The following is an 18,849-nucleotide window of genomic DNA, read 5'->3' as shown; positions in this document are numbered from 1 at the left end:
TTCTATTCATCTCTTAAACTATTTACCGGATTCGAACGAGCTGTTTTAAAAGTTTGCAAGCTAACGATACTAACGGCAATAAACGCTAGAAGCAGAATAGGGAGCATAAAAAATAGGGGATTGAGCTTAACTTGCATACTGTAATTTTGTAGCCATCGACTAATGAATAGGTGTACCAACGGGCAAGCGATAACAATAGCTATTGTAAAGGTAACCAGCAGATCTTTCATGAACAAGGATATAATTCCGCTTACCGAAGACCCCAACACTTTTCGGATACCTATTTCTTTTTTACGCTTTTGTACATTTAAAGATACTAAACCTACAATGCCTAAAAACACAATAACGGCAGCTAATATAGTGGCTACATACGCGGCGTTTTTTAACTGTAGCTCCGTTGTGTAAAGATTATTGATATTATCATCCATAAATTGATACTCAAAAGGAGCGTCTGGAAGCAGCTTTTTCCATTCATTTTCTAAATGTGTTAGATTTTGCCCTACATTGCCTGGACTTAAGCGGATACTGAAAAAACGGAAAATATTATCTGCTTTAATGTTCGTCCATATTACTGGACGCAAAGGATCTCGCATGGAGGAAGCATAAAAATCTTTGCTTACCCCAACAATTACAGCGGGGAAATCACTGGGTTTTAGGTATACCCTTTGGTTAAGCGCATCGGTGGGATTTTGGAACCCCAACAGTTTTGAAGCACTTTCATTGATAACGATTTTTGCTAAATCAGGGTTGATCTGTTCATCTAGGAATTTCCCGGCCAGCATTGGAATTTTATAGGTCGTTGCAAATACGGTGTCGGCACGAATGTATTGTGTGGAGATTTCCTGAACGCCAATCCCGGTCTGTTTTGCAATGTTTTGCACGCCCGAAGACATTAAACCTTGCCCTCCGGGTACATCGTAAGATAAACTGCTGTTTTCAATTTGCGGAAGGTTGTTTAATGATTGCTGTATGGATTTCATATGGCTTAAACCAGCTTCCGACCAGTCGCGAGGAACTTTCACAGTAATCAAAGATTCTTTATCATAGCCTAAATTATTACTAAAGAACAAAGAAACCTGCTGGGAAATAATTCCCGCCGCCATGAACACGCCAAGGGCAATAACGAATTGAAAGCCCACTAGTGAACGCAGGAAGGTAGCATTTCCTAAATTATGTGGAATTTTTCCTTTAACGGAGCTTATGGTTTGTAGCCCCGATAGGCGAAGCGCCGGATATAGGCCCGACAAGAGTCCAATCAATAGGCATGCAAGGGCGAGACATAACCATACCGATGAAGGGAAAGCATAAATTTTTGGTAATTCTTGCCCTAAGACATTAGAAAAAATAGGTGATAAAAAAGGGTATAAAAATAAAGCAATGAAAAAAGCGAAGCATACCATCAAAATGGATTCACCTAAAAACTGGATACTGAGTTGCTTCCGGCTACTGCCCATTACTTTTCTGACACCTATCTCTTTCAATCGGGAAGTGGAGCTATTAATGCTCATATTCACAAAATTGATAATGGCCATGAACAATATAAAACTAGCAATAAGGCCTAACGTATACAGCATTTTCTCTATAAGGCCATTGTCTTTTTTGAGGTGGTAGTTCGCTAAAGGGCTTAATATCGGTGTAAGGTTACTCACAATCGTTTCATCAGTGTGTTTCTTTAATAAATCCACTATCGGCTGTGTTAGCATTGCTGCTGTTATATCTGGCTGTAGCTCTAGGTAACCAACGATAAAAGCGTTTTGCCAATTGTCTAAATCCCGGCTAAAAAAGTCAACGGCCTCAGCAGATAAAAATATTTTATGGTTTAACGCTTCATTGAGATTAGCAACAGAATTGGCCGGCATTTTATCTAATACTGCCGTTACCGTAAACGGGTGTTTTTCTCCGTTAAAATTTTTGATGTCTAGCTGCTGGCCTAGTACATCTGTTGTCCCGAAATATTTTAAAGCAATATCATCTGTTATCACTACGGAAAAAGGATCTTTTAAAGCTGTGCCTGCATTTCCGGATAACAAGGGGAGGTTGTACATGCTTAAAAGTGTGCTGTCTCCCAAAGCAGCTCCCTCGCTAAAAATTTGGTCGCCATGTGATAAAATACAAGTAATGCCATCAAAACGATAATAGTTGCGGACTAAATCCGGATATTCTTCTTTGAGTGCTTTTGGTAGTGCGCCAATTGTCGTAATAGGCATGCCCATTTCAGGACTTTTCCAATCGCTTTGTAATACATATTGATTGGAAAGATTTTTTAGTTTTCTATCAAAGGTTGATTCTTGCCAGATATAAGCACCAATGGCCAGAGCAAAGCTTATACCACAGGCAAGGCCCAGCACGTTGATAAACGTATGGAATTTATATTTAAGCAAATTGCGCCAGGCAATTTTGAAATAATTCTTTAACATAGCAAAGTAGCTTTGGATAAAATGGCTAAAAGCAGGGGTACCTCCTGCTCGAAGCCTACAATTATAACCAATCATGCCAAATTAGGCACAAATGACACCAAAAAATGTAAGCTATTGAAAAATAGCTAGTTGATCGGTGCGCTATTATTGTGCATGTTCGATAGTGCACAACAGGTGTTCGGAAACGAACAGTGTTGCGAAGCTTTAGCGAATTTTATTAATATCATGGTGAAGCGTGTTCGGAATTATTTAGTCCTTATCCCATTAAGGCGATATCCGAATTCTATCTGCTTCGAATAGGGGTATCTTATATACACGTATCCCCTTACGGCGGATAATCAAATCTTCATTATTCATCACCTAGACTATCCACAGGTTTTTTCATCGCTGCTTTAACGGCTTGAAAGGTGATGGTCAGTAAAGTCGTGCTCAGCGCCGCAAATCCCGTTAAGGCAAAGACCCACCACTGAAATTCTATACGATAGGTAAAGTCTTCTAACCATTTTTTTATGGCCCACCAAGCGATGGGTGATGCGATAAGTACTGCAATTATCACAAGTTTAATGAAATCTTTTGATAGTAGGGTCAACACTTGGGCGACGGTGGCACCTAACACTTTACGGATACCAATCTCCTTTGCACGTTGAAGGGTAAGTAGCGTTATAAGTCCGTGGACACCTAGACAGCTGATGAATAATGTAAGTAAAGTAAAAATGAACGCCAGGTTACCAACCTTTTCTTCAAAGGAAAATTTATGGTCAAACTCCTCCTGCACAAACCGCACATCGAAGGTTTCATTTGGTAAATGCCGACGGAATACAGTCTTGATTTTTTGCAAGGCGTTCCGAACCGGAACGCCCGGTTTTAAACGGGCAATAAGAAAATTAGCTGCGGGTTGCATGAAGTAAATGGTTTGATTTACAGGTTCGTAAGGCGATTGCATCACCATGTCTTTTACCACGCCAATAATAGTATAGGTTCCGTTATTAAAAGTTTCATCTTTCCATTGTACAGTCTTCCCAATGGGCTCTCTGATTCCCATATATTTAACCGCGCTCTCGTTGATGATAATTCCCAGGGAGTCGCTTAAAAAATCTTTAGAGAAGTCTCTACCCGCCACTATTTGCCAGCCCAATGTTTCGCCATAACCCGGGGATACCGCTAGCAAAGAAAAATCATCTTTGAGGCCTGCATCTTTTCCTTCCCAATGAAAATCGGAGGTATGCGACCAGACGTCTGTTGCCGGGCTTGTGGCCTGGCACGTCGACGTAAGAACACCTGTAGCCAATAGATCATGATGTAAGGCTTCATTTGTTCCGTTAAATTTGTTCAGATGAAAACTGATCAAGTCATTTTGCTGATATCCTACCGGCCGGTTTTTAGCATAGTTGATTTGCTGATAGATAACATAGGTTGCCATCATGAGCACAGCTGTGACCGTAAATTGAAAAACAACTAAACCTTGACGTAATGATAATCCATTTCGTTTGGGAGGCTGCACCTTTCTTAAGGTGTTAATAGGTGAAAATGAAGAAAGGAATACCGCTGGATAGGCCCCTGCCAGTGTAGCTACGAGCATCACCACTGCTATTCCCATCAAATGGAAATTCAAGTTATCCAACGGCAATTTCAATGACTTTTCGGTAAAGGAATTAAAATAAGGTAATGCCAGGAAAATAAATACCCATGCAAGCACATAGGCTAAACAAGTAACCAGAATGGATTCGCAAAAAAATTGGAGCATCAATTGTTTCCGGTTAGAACCGATAGCTTTCCTTACACCTACCTCTTTTGCCCGTTTCTGTGCGCCTGCAGTGCTCAGGTTAATGAAGTTGACAGCGGCTAAGATCAAAACGAAGAGACCAATGATGGCAAAAAGGCGGACAAATTTGAGTAGTCCACTCACGGGCTTGCCGTTTTCCCACATATTGTACAAGTGCCATTGCTCCATAGGATAGAGGCTTAAGATCGGTTTGTAAGCGGAAAGATCTAGATTGTCTTTCAGCACATGCTGTTGGAAATGTTTTATGTTGGCTGATGCGTTTTCCATAGTTGTTGAAGGATTCAAAGCTACAAAAACTTCAAACCAATTGAACTCCCAACTTGTTTCCAATCGTTTGAAATCTTCGTTGGAAGCGGTCAGAAGCCTCCATGGAAGGAGGTATTGGACGTCGTGAAAGCTAGAATTACTGGGAAAGTCTTTATAAATACCACTGACGGATGCCAGCATAGCATCGTCAATTTTGATTACCTTTCCGATGGGGTCTACTTCGCCAAACATTGCCCTTGCCATACTTTCAGAAAGCATAATGTTGTTTGGTCTACGAAGTCCGTCGCGACTGCCGTCCCGCATTTCCAATGGTAAGATCGTTGTTCCATCTGCTTCAATAAATTTACCTGTCGCCCTTAGGATCTGCTCATCAAAACGCAGCACATGCTCACCTGCCACACGAGCTAAGGCAATCGATTGGAATTCATCCTTAAAAGTTGCCCTTAAGCCCTCTGCTAGTGGTGCAGCAACCAAGGTAGATGTCTGAAGTTCATTCTGCTGTTGGGTGTGGAGTACTACCTTTGCGATGTGCTCATAATTGGAATTTTGCTTATCAAAGGAAAGTTCATCCCATACCCAAAGACCGATAAGTAAAGTGGTGGCGATGCCGATAGATAAACCAATGATATTGATAACAGTTTGTGATTGCTGGCTGTGCAGCTTCCGCCAAGCGATCTTGATGTAATTCCTAAACATAGTTGTCTGTTTTTAAAAGGCCGCTCCGGCTATTATGATTCTTTCACTTTCCAAACCCGTCATTCATTTCTTAAACTATCCACAGGGTTTGCCAATGCGGCACTTATCGATCGATAGCCAACGGTAAGAATTGCAATTAAGAGCGTAATCAGGATGGCAGATAAGAAGATATCGGCCCCTATTGGGACACGGTAAGCATAATCCTGCAAAAACATATTCATGGCCCACCAAGCAAGTGGCGCCGCCAGTAAAAAGGCCAGCAAAAGCAGCAAGCTGAACTCCTTACCAAAGATCCATAAAATACGCAATAGGTTTGCACCCAAAACCTTCCGTACGCCGATTTCCTTTGTTTTTTGTAAGGCCATAAAAGAGATGAGTCCATACAGGCCAAAGCAGCCAATTAATATGGCGATAAGCCCAAAACCCTGCACAAGTTTGAGCATCACATTTTCCGTCTCATAAAACGCTGCGATAGAATCATCAAAAAATTGATAAGAATAAACAAAGTCAGGATAAGTTTCTTTCCAGATTTCGGCTATGGCCGCCATTTGTTTTGTAAAGGATTGTCCGCTAAGCTTAACAGAGCAGTTACCATATAAATCGGTAAGAGACATGATGCAGATCGGATCTTTTGCCGTATGTAGCGAATAGTTATAAAAGTCCTTGACAACTCCAACAATTGTCCCCCGAGAGTTCTGACCGTTAACCGCTAATTTTTTTCCCAGGGCTTCGTCAGGCGAAGAGATGTTTAGCTTTTTAAGGAAGGTTTCATTCACCAAAAACTCGTTGACGCTATCAGCGGGGAAGAGGTTTCTTCCTGCAAGGAGCTTAATACCGAAGGTAGCCAGATACTGGTCGTCCGCAAATTTCATGTTGATATTCCATTTTTCTTCCTCCGGGTTATTGTGGTACTTTAAGCTGCCGATGCCATTGGCAGCAGAAGCTGGGGCCTGGAAATTCAATGACGCGCTCTCCACACCAGGGATGGATGCTAATCGTTCACGAAGCACTTTCTTCTTGTTAAGATTAGCACTTTCAGGAAGAGGAAGCGAAACGATTGCTTCCTTATTGAAGCCTAAGTCGGTCTGTTGTGCATAGCGGATCTGGTTGGCAATAACCAAGGTGCCAATAATTAATATTTGTGAGATGGCAAACTGACCTACCACCAATAGGCGACGTAAGGGAAAACCTCCAATGTCTTTTTGTGTAATTTTGCCTTGCAGGGCTTTGATGGGCCGGAAGCCGGCGAGAACAAGTCCGGGATAAAATCCAGACAGCAAAGTGGTCAACAAAAAAAGCAGTGCTAGGAAAAGTAAAGAATGCCAGTGCAGTAATTGCAGTGGGATATTGGCTTGCAAGAGTTGGTTGATGGCCGGGAGGACGAGAAAGGCGAGGGTGATGGCCAACAATGTGGCTATGCCAACAATGATGGCCGTTTCGGAAATAAATTGCCAAAAAAGCTGCTTTGGTTTACTTCCCAACACTTTACGTACGCCAATTTCTTTTGAGCGGGTAATGGCTTGAGCCGTTGCTAAATTGATAAAATTGACACTTGCAGTAGCGAGGAGTAAGAACGCTATTGCAAGTAAGGTGTATAGGTAGCTTTTATTGACAACGCCGTCGTAATCCGGATTAAAATGTACATCAGCAAGTGGCTGCAGATGGAAGTTCCAGACGTCAACATCCTTACCTTCATAATATTTGCTGGAGAGCGACCGCAGTTGTTCTTGGGCAGTTAATTCATTTACACCTTCCTTTAGCGCTAAGTAACACACGCTGCCGGCCGGTAAACCCTTCCAAACGCTCTCCAATGGGCCATTTGCTAACGCATGATAAGAAAGGAAAATCTCCTGTTTGATATCTGTATTCGCTGGGAAATCCTTTAATATGCCTTTAATCGTGTAATCTGCTTGATTGGCCGCTGCACCCACCCGGAGGGTTTTTCCCATGGGATTGGTGCTTCCAAAATATTTTTTAGCAATGCTTTCGGTAATGAGTACTTCATTGGGCTGTTGAAGGACCGCTTTTTGGTCACCTTGCAAAAAGGGGAAATGGAAGATGGAAAAAAAGCCAGGCTCGGTAAAGGCGATGCCAGTCTCTTCGATGAATTTTTCGTCCTCAGAAAGTTCGGGGAAAGAAACAGTTGCCTGCGGTGCGGTAACGAGGCGGGCGCTATGTCCAACAAAACTAAAATCTTCGCGAATAGCTTTTCCCAAAGGACGGGGCACCAAAGCATATCGGCTGGTACTTTCATCCTTTAATTCCGTAACCACGCGGTAGATACGATCTTTACTCAGATGAAAATTGTCGAAGCTAAAATGATAGCGAACTACCGCAAAAATCACCAGTGCACAGGCGATACCCAGCGTGAGACCGAATATGTTGATAAAAGCATAAGTTTTATGGCCATGAATGTTCCGCCAAGCGATCTTAAAATAATTTTTGAGCATATTGTTTGCTTTTTAAGGTGTTTCAGCTATCCCAGCCAGCTGGGATGGTTTTATCATCGTATGTTTCTTTATGGTCCCTACTGGAACTATGGTTATTTATTCATTTCTCAGGAGCATATCTTGAGGCCAGATCGTTTTGGTTGCCACTTCAACTTCTGGCACATCACTCTTAATCTTAATGATGTGAGTTGATAAGCTACTAATAGCTATCCAAGATATTTCCAAAAGTGTATCGGCTTGTAGCTTAGTTGTTTATGAGTATGGGAGGAATTGACAGGTGTTCGATATCGAACAATTGGCGTTCGGAAATGGACAGCGATTTATGATGATGACTAGAAAATTACTTTTACAAAAGTGTAACAAAAATGTATGCAAAATGAGATAGAGCCAACAATCAAACCAGCACAAAAGGTTAATTTGCATGTTAAATATTAAGGTTCATTGTAAAATTAATATGAAAGCAGCGGTATTGGAAAAAACAGGTGTTTCACCAAAATTCAAAATAAAGGAATTTTCGAGGCCTGTAATCAGGAACGGACAACTACTAGTTAAAAATTATGCTTCTTCGGTCAATCCCATAGATGTGCTGGTTCGCCAAGGGAAGGCCCTGTTGGCAGTAGTGGGTGCCTCTAGCCAAATCATAGGATGCGATTTTTGCGGGAAAGTGATTGCTAGTCGGAGTCGGCTTTTTAAGGAAGGGGATGATGTATATGGCATGTTTCCGATTGTGAAAGGAGGCGCTTATGCGGAAGAAATCGTAATTAATGAAGATATGGCAGCATTGAAACCAGATAATCTGAGCTATTTGGAAGCTGGTGTTATTCCACTGGTTGGCCTTACTGCTTATCAAGGACTGTTCAAAGTTGGGCGATTGCAACGGGGCGAGAATATATTAATAACCGGGTGTACAGGTGGTGTGGGATCTGCTGCAGTGCAGTTGGCGAAAACAGTGGATGCGCATATCAGTGGACTTTGTAGGGAAGAACATCGTCCCTACGCCAAAGAGCTTGGTTGTGATGTGGTGATTGATTATCAACAGCAGAAAATTCCGTCGGGAGCACAATTTGATTTGATTTTCGATGCAGCAGGGAAGTATACATATAGCAATCTTCAGCACCATTTGACAGAACATGGTATCTTCGTGACTACTCGAGGGGAAACCAATAATCTAAAAGGTTTTGTTAAAACAACCGTTGATATGGTTTTTGAGAACAGGATGAAATTTGTCATGGTTAAACCGAATGTAGAAGATTTATTAAACCTGAAGCATATCATTGAGGGAGATGCACTTAAAATCAAAATCGCCAAGACTTTTTTATTAGATCAACTAACCGAAGCGCACGAGATGATGGAAAAAGGAGGTTTTGCGGGAAAGATAGGCGTAGAGATTGAGGCTGTCGGATAAGTTTAATCCATGTGAATTCGCTCGTTTGTTTCACCAGAATTAAGGTCAGCACCCCGGAGAGCTTTTTATATTAAGTTCTTCAGGGTGCCTGGTTTACCCAACAAAGGTTACTTCGTCCGTTCGATGCTGTTCTTTTCGTTGTGAAACCAGCAACGATCTCCTGCATCTTGTCTTTGCATATGGCTAAAGGCAAAGCGAGTAAGAAAAATATTGGTTAAGATAAACAGTACAATCGCTAGTATAGCGGCTGTTTTGCTGATGGCACTTAATGCGCGGTTTTTAGCAAAACCACCAAAAATGTAGCCGATGACGAATACCATACAAACAACGAATAGTATTCTAAAAAAAATGATAAATCCCATAACGATTAAAAGTTTACTGGTGAATAAAAAATTATTGACTTAATAAGGCTTGATTTTCCTGTTTTCCCCAATGAGGCTGTATACCTTTTTGGGGACTTTTTTTGAGTAGCGCTAAGCTTTTTATTGCTAACTCTTTAGCTCTGTTCTTATCCCCACCCCAAGTCTTAGGCGTGTGATATTTCAGCCAAGCGGCTACGTAAATGGCCCGTGGATTATCGGGGTTTAAAGCCAGTGCCTGCTGTAAACTTTTATCCGAGAGCGGACCAAATCTAGGCCCATAGGTCATGGGGTTAATGTAAACGTTGATGCGATATACCAAACTTTGCACTACCAAGGCTTCGGCATAGTCTTTTTTGCCGGTTGCCGTATCGATCAACGCAATAGCTTGATCGATACGCTCTTTCCCTCGCGTGCTGTAGGGCTCGATCCGATCGCCTTCATCCTGATAAAGAAAACCTATTTTCACGTAGCATAAGGCAGCATAATATGGGGGCAGCCAGCTATCTTGTTTGTTGGCAAGCTGCTCAAAAGTAGTTGCAAGGCCTTCGTAGTCCGTGACCGACTGTGCCTGATCGAGTTGGGATACGGCTTGTTCTAAGGATGTATCCTCTTGTGCCAGCAATAACCGTGTACTGCACAGATGCACGAATAGTGTCATAATGATGAATGTTTTCATACGATGTTGTTTTATAAATTGTCCAAAAAATTATCGGTACGATTGATACCGAAACTCATAAATACGCCAAGAAATACTGTACGGGGTGCCGGGAGGGTGATAGCTTCTTTATTTTGTCCATCAAAACTATAGTTGTAACCAAATATCTGCGCTGTTCCCAGTAGGTTGTTTACACCGAACGCAATGCCGGAGAAATCTTTTCTTTTCCACTTTTTGAAAAAGGACGTGAGGTAAGCGATATGTATGTTCATGACATTATAGGGTTTTGTTCGTCCCTGATCGTATATCGCCGTATGATAGCCGGTTTCCACAGAGCGGATATCATAATAAGGTCGCCCAGCGGCAAGGCTATACGAGAGGTTCACATTCGTGGACAAAGCGGTGAAAAACTTTTTAATCGCAACAGTAGCCGTGTGAGGAGCAGCAAATGTGGGCTGAATTAAGTGGGGATAATCCATAAAATCTCTTTTGGTATTAAGGAAAGTATATGTAACCCAATAGTCGAGATTTTTGAAAGTCCGTTTGTCTCGAAAGAAGAGTTCCATACCACGAGCATAACCTCGTCCACTACTATTTAACTGCGGCCGCTGTTTAACCAATGCCTGATACCGCTTATAATACGCCTCAATACGTAACATCCGGTTATTTGCCGATTTGGTATAGTTTAGTATATAGTGACTTGCCTTGGCAAAGTCCAGCGGCGCATCGGCATACAAAAATTCGGATAAGGGTTCTTGATAGAAAATACCATAGGCAGCGTTAAGCTGGCCACCATCATTTAATCGGTATGCTAAGCTGAGCCTTGGTGCAATAGCCGTTTGATCTAAGCGTGTGCTATGCTCCAGTCGACCACCTGCCTTTACGGCCAGGTTCTTAGCTAAGGTCATATCAAACTCCGCAAAAGCAGCTGTTAGCTGATTGTTCCAAGCGACGGAAGTGTCCCGAATATACCCTTCATCTTGTGTATGAAAATGCTCTGCACCGAAACTCAAGGATATTAAACTGCTGAATTGATGCTTCAATACCAGTCTTGGCTGGAAGAAATGGGAGTGTATCCGTTGATCGCTATGTTTGTCTGGAAACGGTTCACCGTCTATGTATACTGCATTTTCTGTTCGATCAATCAAGCGGTTTCCACGATAGATATCGCTATAGTTATAAGATGCGCCCACTGCTAATTTCCAGCTATCAGAAAGAGAACTTTTAAAACTCAGGTTATTGTACCAATTATAGCCGTTTACTTCGTTACCGAGGCGTAGCGAGGAGCTATCGATATCGGGCCGGTATAGACCCACATTGCTTTTATTCCAATTCGTATAGAACTTAAGCATGCCGGTTTTTCCTATTTTTATCCGAAAGTTGGCGTCGCCAAGAACATACCGGGGACCATTGAAATAGTCTGGTTCTTGAGGAATGACCTTATTATACCACTTCAGGTTGCTGTAATCCAGTGTCGCGCCAAAACTACTACGTTCGTTTTTCGCCAGCCGCTGGATACCTACACCCATGCTCGAAGGAAACACATGCAGGCTGGCCGACGATTCATCCGGTAAGTCCACGCTCTCCAGAATCAGCGCACTGCTCATCGCCTGTCCGTATAGAGCGGAGTATCCACCCGAACTAAACAAAATCCCCTTAAATAAAAAAGGATTGATACGGGCATATTGGGTAATACCGGGAACCGACGGATAATTTGGAAGGATGTTCAGGGTACCATCAATGAATTGTTTGGTTTCATCTCCGGTACCTCCACGCACGAACAGACCTTCCTGTTCACCAATCTGTTGTGCGCCCGGAAGCGCCCGTAATGCCTGGCTGATATCGGCAAAGCTGCCTGCTACTGTAACTGCTTCCATAGGAGACAGCGAAGCGCCCTTTGCGTCGTCAGTGGCAGCAAAAATTCCCGCACTGACCGTGACTTCGTTCAATGCCTGAACTTTCGGTTGAAGAATGAAGGAAAGAAAAGGGGTCGTATCAGTTACGGTTACGCTTTGCGTTAGCGTATTATAGTTGACAGAGGAAATGACAAGGGTAACGCTATCGCTGGCGACAGATGATATAGAAAAATATCCAGTGCTATCGGTCTGTGCACTCCCCTTGAAGCTTTTAATGCGCACTGAAGCGAAAGGAATTGGCGTGCCCTTTAAGCTTTTTACAACTCCTTCAAGTTTGGTTTGTGCGAGACCTGCGGAGTTGAAGTGGATTAAGATAAGCGTTGCGGAAATAAGGATTAATATCGTACTTTTCATGACCTACCAGTTTTGTACGATTCAAAACTAGCAGCTTAATTGTCGTTATTTTTGGAGAGTAGACCAGTGAAGAAGATGTGCAGACCAAGCGGTAAATTCTGGGGACGACTTTTTTTGGGTCAGGATGAAGGGTGGATCAAACGGGTTACATTTTCTTTATAGAGAGGGCTCACAGGAATTTCTTTTTCACCGATACAAACGGCATCCCGTTTTACCGTTGTAATTTTCTTAACGGCTACCAAAAAAGATTTATGCGTGCGTATGAAATCGTTGGGAGGTAATTTCCGTTTTATGGTCTTCATGGGCATGCGAGTTAGAATGGGGCGATCTTGGCTAGTAAGGTAAATTTTGATATAATCCTTTAAGCCTTCTATATAATTGATATCGGCAATAGTTATTTTTACCAGCGTGTATTCTACATGAACGAAGAAATCGGGATAGCCTGTTGCCGATGAAGTCTGCTGCTGCTTTAATTGAAACAATTCATTTGCCCTGCTACAGGCTTTCATGAAACGATCCATACTGAATGGTTTGAGCAAGTAATCAATCACCTGCAGATTAAAACCCTCTAGGGCATACTCCCGATAAGCGGTCACTAGAATAACCATTGGCGGATTGACGAGCGACGAAAGAAACTGTAATCCGCTCATGCGGGGCATTTGTACGTCTAGAAAGAGGAGGTCTATCGGTTCTTTTTGTATAATATCCCATGCTTCTAAAGCATTTTTGCAGCTTTTGACGAGCTGTAGAAAAGGTAGTTGACGGATATTATCCTCCAATAAATCGCGAATCAATTGTTCATCGTCGATGATTAAACAGCGCATCATGTCAATTTTAATAGCAGGTTTACGGTAAAAAGGGTATCTCTTTCTGTAATTTTTAACTGGTACTGGTTTTTATATAACAAGTCTAACCGGGATTTGACATTCATTAATCCGATCCCGGAGTGTTTGTCTTTATTCGTATCCAATGAGCGGTCGTATTTATTGGTAACGACGAAATTCAGACTTTCACCTTGTATCGCTAAATGGATGGATATGGCAGGCAAATCGATCCAGCCGGTGCCATGTTTGAAGGCGTTTTCCACGAAAGGAACCAGCAACATGGGTTCGACGTAGAGATTTTTCGTTTCCTCATCTTCCGGTAGGATAATTTCGATAAGCACATCATCACCAAAGCGTAATTGCTGTAGAGCAATATAGCTATTTAAATAGTCGATTTCCTGCTTTAATGGCACTTTATCCTGTTGTGACTCATACAGCATATATTGCATCAAATCGGCAAGGCGCAATAGGGACGATTCCAATTTGTCGGATTTTTTTCTGGCCAGTGAAATAAGACTGGTTAATACATTAAATAAAAAGTGAGGGTTAACCTGAGAGCGTAGCAGTTTCAATTCTGAATCCAATTGTGCAGCCCGTTGTTCCTTGAGTGTCCTTTCCCGGTTTATTCGGTCAACTATTTTCCTGTAAATTAAACTGGCTAAGAAAATGCCGATAGACGGCGGGTAAATAAATTTATTAGTAGCAAAACCAGGCGTGATCTCTGGAAACCAATGTACCAATATAGCATGCTTTAACTGAAAAGAGAGCATTAAAAGCAGCGGTACGCTTATAAAGTATAACCACCAATAACTGCGGTTAAAAAGTTTGGGATAAAGCAAATACGCGTTGACGTAGAAGATGATCGCATGGATGATCCCTGTAAGCGTGAAAAACAGTCCAGGTAAGGGACCGATGTTGTAATATGGGGGATTGCCGATATAATAAGGCAATGTAAGGATAGCTAGCCATACGGTTATGTGGACAGCTATGAAAACCAGTTCCAGACTCAGCTTGGTGTTCTTATGTGCTGTTTGGATGGACATATACGTTGAAGCTATAAAGCTATCAAACTTAGCTAAAATGCTTTGCATTCAGAAACAAAGATGTCTTTCTTCGTTAGCAGTTTATCACGTATTCGCTGTAACCTTATCCGCCTATTGACGTCACATATATGATCAATAGATAAATTTATGGAATCAACGAGTTTAAAAGCGATTATGCTATCTTTTTTAAAACTCAGAGGTTTACAGTTGGGTAGGATATTAAGTGAAGTTGGTTTTATCCGCATCCTTCTGCTCCTGGTATTTTGTTTGCATGTGCTTGCGCTCATACCAAAGTTCTTTTTCTACACACCTTGGCTGGCCGGCGCGACGGTTATTCTAGCCATTAATGCTTTGCATCACAGCAGGAAAGACCGACCATTTTTAGAGCGGTATTTCGTTCCCTATGCGAGGCACATCATGCTGGTAGAATATCAATTGCTTGCACTGCCGGCAACTGCACTACTGATTTACGCAAATCAACTATGGTGTACGCTTATTTTTGTAACGGTGTTGAGTGCTATGCCCTATTTCAACCTTTCTATAAAAAAAATTCGTGGAAGCGTTAAACGGATATATTTCTTACCATCAACGGCATTCGAATGGAAAGCTGGGTTAAGAAGTAATTATATCAGTATCCCTTTATTGCTTTTATTGGGAGTCTTTTTCGGAAAACTTATATTCATGCCTTTGCTGGTAATCTTTCTGCTTACCATCATTTTGGCATCGTTTAATAACTATTGCGAGGCTAGCCTCATGGTGGAAGCATTCAATAGATCACCGATCAACTTTTTGAATCGGAAGCTTTTAACACAGTTGATCTTTATGTTGATTCTCTTTTTGCCCATCAATCTTTCCTTTATGCTGTTTCACGCGCCGTATTGGTACGTATTATTGGCTGTCAATGTTATCGGCTTAATGATTCAAGCCTTGAGTATCTGCTTGAAGTATGCAATGTACATACCGGGCGAAGCGCTTAAAAGAAATAATCTGCTGCTCGGTCTCGCTATTGCCTGTTTCTTTATTGTTTTTCTGGCTCCTGTTCCCCTAGTGTTGCTGGTAATCTATTATAGAAAGGCGGTAAACAATTTAAAACCATATTGTTATGCTGGAAATAAATAAGCTGTCTGTTCGTTATTTAAAGGGCGAACCCGTATTGGAAGACTTGAGTTCGGCACTGGAGATCGGCAAGATTCACGGCTTAGTTGGGTTGAATGGCTCAGGTAAAACGACGCTGCTTAACTGCTTAAGTGGCATGCTGCCTTTCCAGGAAGGGACAATTAACTGGATGGGCAAACGACTAACAAAGCGAGAAGTAGTATTATTAGAAACCTATAATTTCTTCTATAAACAGGTCACCGGGAAAGAATACCTCCAGTTATTCGCGACGCTGAACCCGATGTTTGATCTGTTTTCTTGGAACGCGTTATTTGCCTTACCCTTGGAACATTTTATTGAGGACTATTCTACCGGGATGAAGAAAAAACTGGCTTTTATGAGTGTTTTATCTTTTGATAAACCTTTGCTTATTTTGGATGAGCCATTTAATGGCATCGACCTGGAAACCGTACAGCTGGTAAAAGTCATTATCAACAAACTAAAAGCAGCGGGAAAAACAATTATCATTACTTCCCATATTTTAGAATCCCTGCTAAACTTTTGTGATACCATTAGTTATCTGAATAATAGAAGTATTCAACGCACTTTCCTGCCTCCGGAATTTGCACAGATCGAAGAAACCCTTTTTGATGTTACGAACAAGAGAAATGATAACCTTATTGATAAACTAATAAAACCCAAAAATGATGACGAGCAAGATTTGTCCTAGATGTAAGGGAAATGGTACTTGTCTTATTTTGCCCTTAAATTGTCATATTTCGCCATGATATAAAAAAGTATTGTACGGTATTTTTACAAAATAAAATTTCTCGCAAGAAAGATTTTTATAAAGTTACGATTATCAGAAAGGTATAAACAAACAATTCCTATGGAAAAAAAGCAAAATCGTCCCTCAGTCTGGCAAGAACTTGGTAATGCGATTCGTGGAACAGAAGTGGATTATACGAAAATAGGATTAAGGCGAGCAATCTTCCTTTTGGCAGTTCCCATGATTCTAGAGCTTCTGATGGAATCCACTTTTGCAGTTGTTGACATTTATTTTGTCGGTAAACTAGGGGCTTCTGCAGTTGCAACTGTAGGTCTTACGGAAACGTATCTGTTTCTGCTTTACTCTATTGCGATGGGACTTTCTACGGCTGTTACGGCGATTATTGCTCGAAGAATTGGTGAGAAAAGAAAAGAACTTGTTGGTGTCTCGGCTGTGCAGGCGATAATCATTGGGATATTGGCTGCTATCCCCTTTGCTTTTGTCGGTATCTTTTTTTCGAAAGAAATGTTGGCACTTATGGGAGCCGATGATTGGGCTATACAACACGGCTACGTTTATACGCAATGGATGCTTGGTGGGAATGTTGTGGTCATGTTACTTTTTGTGATAAACGCCATATTTCGCGGTGCCGGAGATGCGGCGATCGCCATGCGTGTGCTGTGGGTGGCCAATGGAGTTAATATCATACTGGATCCCATATTTATATTTGGTTGGGGGCCAATTCCTGCGCTTGGTATCGAAGGCGCTGCTATCGTGAGCAATATCGGCCGAGGTGTGGGTGTTGCCATGCAGCTCTGGGTTCTCTTTAAGGGAGGGAAGCATATTCGTGTACACGTCGCTCAGCTGATGTGGAATGCAAAGGCGATGTACACGATATTGCGTACTTCCATCGGAGGAATCGGACAAATGTTGGTTGCCATGACATCTTGGATTTTTTTGATGCGTATTCTGGCCGAAGTGGGTAGTGAGGCGGTGGCCGGTTCCACTATAGCGATGCGTATTATGATGTTTACCATGATGCCTGCTTGGGGCCTGGCTAATGCGGCGGCAACTTTGGTTGGACAAAATCTGGGAGCTGAACGGCCGGATCGGGCAGAATCTTCCGTCTGGAAGATCGGGCGATACAACATGATATTTATGGTGGCTATTTCTTTGGTATTTTTCTTTTTCAACGAAAGATTGGTGGGTATTTTCAGTGTAGACGACAGGGTGATCACCATCGGAGGCCAATGGTTACGGATTATCTCTTATTCTTACTTTATTTATGGCTGGTGGATGGTGTCCGTACAGGCATTTAATGGATCGGGTGATACCAGAACACCTACATTGATTAACCTCGTCTTCTTTTGGCTTATCCAGATCCCACTTTGTTATTTTTTGGCCATTACGCTCAACTATTCGCATACGGGTGTTTTCTGGGGAATTTTTGCCTCGGAAACTGGGGTAGGCATTTTTACACTCTGGCTTTTCTCGAGAGGCGGTTGGAAAAAGACGAAAGTGTGATTGGTGTGAACCAGTATTCATGATCGCTTAATAATCATTATCTGCCGTAAACTTTGACAAGGCATTAGCGAGTCATCAGAATCACCCGAAATACAAAAAAAGAAGGTTATTGGTATTGGGTTTTCAATTCACCGATTGCAATTCCGCTCTCCCCAGCGGTGGAATACAGTAAATACCATTTGCCGTCTTCCTCAAAGAATGCTGGATCTCGTAATTGGTGGACTTCGCCAAATTTTGCTCCAATTTCAGACGGCAGTTGGGGTAAATTAACTCCTTCATAATCTTTTTCGGGTTGTACGATTGTGATAGGCTTGCTTGGATGCCAGGTACGCCAATCATCGTTAAGATCCAATGTCGATAATAGAATGCGTTCTGGTTTATCGCCTATATTAGAATAGAAAACAAACAATTTATCGCCTGATACTTTAACTGCCGCGTGTCTTAAATAATTGGTTTTACGCTGAATCTTGTCAAATGGATTGGGTCCGCTTTCAAAAGTCAATCCGCCATCTTTTGAGCGGTACAGCTGTCCTGTTCTAGCAATTGCATAATGAGTTCCATTCCAATCAAAAACGCGGAAATAAGAAATTCCAAGAGCAGTGGTATCCACTTTGAAATTTATTCCGTCGTCAGAGGCCGCCCTATAAGAATACTGTCCCTTTGATTGTTGATTTTCAACTAAAGGAGAATGGAAATATAATACAATCTGTTTGTTTGTGTCATCGACAAATACATCGGGTGAGGCTACGTGTCCGTGGCAAACAGCACAATCTGTTAATTGCAATGTCCCCTTGTCAAATATTTTCCAGTTCTTTTTCAAATCATCTGTATAAGCTAAACGGATGTATTTACCTTGATGGTGAGCAAAATATAAATAATATTTCCCAAGTTTATTTGGTAGCCAATCAGGAGTTTTTATTAGCGAAGGTCCGTTGATATTAGTGCCATCTGACTCCTTGAGTAGTTCCTTTTTAAGGATCGGATTGCTTTCAAATCGCTTAAATGTGTACTGCTGCGCGTTTGTTCGCAATGTTATTAAGGTAAACAATAAGGAGATGAGCATGAACAAGTTTCTCTTCATATTGTAATAAGTGAGCTATGGGCAATAATCGAAATGTTGATCCTTTCATGTTTTCGAACAAAACAAAAATACCATAATAAATAGGTGATTGACACCCATAAATCGTGCTTAATTTAAGTATAAATACTGCTTATCACCTTGGGCTTGCGTTCTGCTTTCTGACGATAGTTAGGAATCACCACCTAACATAAAACTTCAAAGGATGTGC

Annotated in this window: 13 protein-coding genes; 4 read left to right on the top strand and 9 right to left on the bottom strand. The window is 41.8% G+C overall.

Going from position 1 to position 18,849, the window contains the following annotated elements:
• Positions 1–2: 2 nt before the first annotated feature.
• The 3 genes from H8S90_RS05160 to H8S90_RS05150 all read right to left on the bottom strand — a co-directional run bounded on the left by H8S90_RS05160 (position 3) and on the right by H8S90_RS05150 (position 7,613).
• The gene (locus H8S90_RS05160; RefSeq protein WP_187341515.1) at positions 3–2,417 is read right to left on the bottom strand and encodes an ABC transporter permease; all 2,415 of its coding nucleotides are present in this window, start codon (positions 2,415–2,417) and stop codon (positions 3–5) included.
• Positions 2,418–2,766: 349 nt separating this feature from the next.
• A complete protein-coding gene (locus H8S90_RS05155; protein ID WP_187341514.1) occupies positions 2,767–5,163 on the bottom strand; it encodes an ABC transporter permease in 2,397 nt (798 codons plus the stop codon).
• A gap of 59 nt (positions 5,164–5,222) precedes the next feature.
• Complete coding sequence (locus H8S90_RS05150; protein ID WP_187341513.1) at positions 5,223–7,613, bottom strand: ABC transporter permease; 2,391 nt, start codon at positions 7,611–7,613, stop codon at positions 5,223–5,225.
• A gap of 454 nt (positions 7,614–8,067) precedes the next feature.
• Here H8S90_RS05150 and H8S90_RS05145 point away from each other — a divergent pair, with 454 nt between their 5' ends.
• Positions 8,068–9,018: an NAD(P)-dependent alcohol dehydrogenase gene (locus H8S90_RS05145; RefSeq protein WP_222852244.1), complete on the top strand. Its 951-nt coding sequence runs from the start codon at positions 8,068–8,070 to the stop codon at positions 9,016–9,018.
• A gap of 107 nt (positions 9,019–9,125) precedes the next feature.
• Here the strand turns inward: H8S90_RS05145 and H8S90_RS05140 are convergent, their stop codons facing one another.
• From H8S90_RS05140 to H8S90_RS05120, 5 genes are all read right to left on the bottom strand, one after another.
• Positions 9,126–9,380: a hypothetical protein gene (locus H8S90_RS05140; protein WP_187341511.1), complete on the bottom strand. Its 255-nt coding sequence runs from the start codon at positions 9,378–9,380 to the stop codon at positions 9,126–9,128.
• A gap of 31 nt (positions 9,381–9,411) precedes the next feature.
• Positions 9,412–10,056, bottom strand: coding sequence for a hypothetical protein (locus tag H8S90_RS05135; RefSeq protein WP_187341510.1), 645 nt, complete (start codon positions 10,054–10,056; stop codon positions 9,412–9,414).
• A gap of 11 nt (positions 10,057–10,067) precedes the next feature.
• Positions 10,068–12,305 carry a TonB-dependent receptor gene (locus H8S90_RS05130; RefSeq protein ID WP_187341509.1) on the bottom strand — a complete coding sequence of 746 codons (2,238 nt, stop codon included), beginning with the start codon at positions 12,303–12,305 and terminating at the stop codon, positions 10,068–10,070.
• Between the two features lie 119 nt (positions 12,306–12,424).
• The gene (locus H8S90_RS05125; protein ID WP_187341508.1) at positions 12,425–13,132 is read right to left on the bottom strand and encodes a LytTR family DNA-binding domain-containing protein; all 708 of its coding nucleotides are present in this window, start codon (positions 13,130–13,132) and stop codon (positions 12,425–12,427) included.
• On the bottom strand, positions 13,129–14,220 hold the full coding sequence (locus tag H8S90_RS05120; protein ID WP_255501831.1) for a sensor histidine kinase: 1,092 nt from the start codon (positions 14,218–14,220) through the stop codon (positions 13,129–13,131). Before H8S90_RS05120 ends, H8S90_RS05125 begins: the two co-directional genes overlap by 4 nt.
• A 99-nt stretch (positions 14,221–14,319) precedes the next feature.
• On the opposite strand from H8S90_RS05120, the gene H8S90_RS05115 reads away from it, so the two are divergent.
• The 3 genes from H8S90_RS05115 to H8S90_RS05105 all read left to right on the top strand — a co-directional run bounded on the left by H8S90_RS05115 (position 14,320) and on the right by H8S90_RS05105 (position 17,560).
• Positions 14,320–15,291, top strand: coding sequence for a hypothetical protein (locus H8S90_RS05115; protein WP_187341507.1), 972 nt, complete (start codon positions 14,320–14,322; stop codon positions 15,289–15,291).
• Complete coding sequence (locus H8S90_RS05110; protein WP_187341506.1) at positions 15,275–15,997, top strand: ATP-binding cassette domain-containing protein; 723 nt, start codon at positions 15,275–15,277, stop codon at positions 15,995–15,997. Before H8S90_RS05115 ends, H8S90_RS05110 begins: the two co-directional genes overlap by 17 nt.
• Positions 15,998–16,156: 159 nt before the next feature.
• A complete protein-coding gene (locus H8S90_RS05105; protein WP_187341505.1) occupies positions 16,157–17,560 on the top strand; it encodes an MATE family efflux transporter in 1,404 nt (467 codons plus the stop codon).
• Between the two features lie 106 nt (positions 17,561–17,666).
• Here the strand turns inward: H8S90_RS05105 and H8S90_RS05100 are convergent, their stop codons facing one another.
• Positions 17,667–18,641: a hypothetical protein gene (locus tag H8S90_RS05100; RefSeq protein WP_222852243.1), complete on the bottom strand. Its 975-nt coding sequence runs from the start codon at positions 18,639–18,641 to the stop codon at positions 17,667–17,669.
• Positions 18,642–18,849 lie beyond the last annotated feature (208 nt).

Source organism: Olivibacter sp. SDN3 (genome assembly GCF_014334135.1).
GTDB lineage: Bacteria > Bacteroidota > Bacteroidia > Sphingobacteriales > Sphingobacteriaceae > Olivibacter.
Note: the sequence above shows the minus strand (reverse complement) of the source record. Positions and strands in the feature narration are given on the sequence as shown.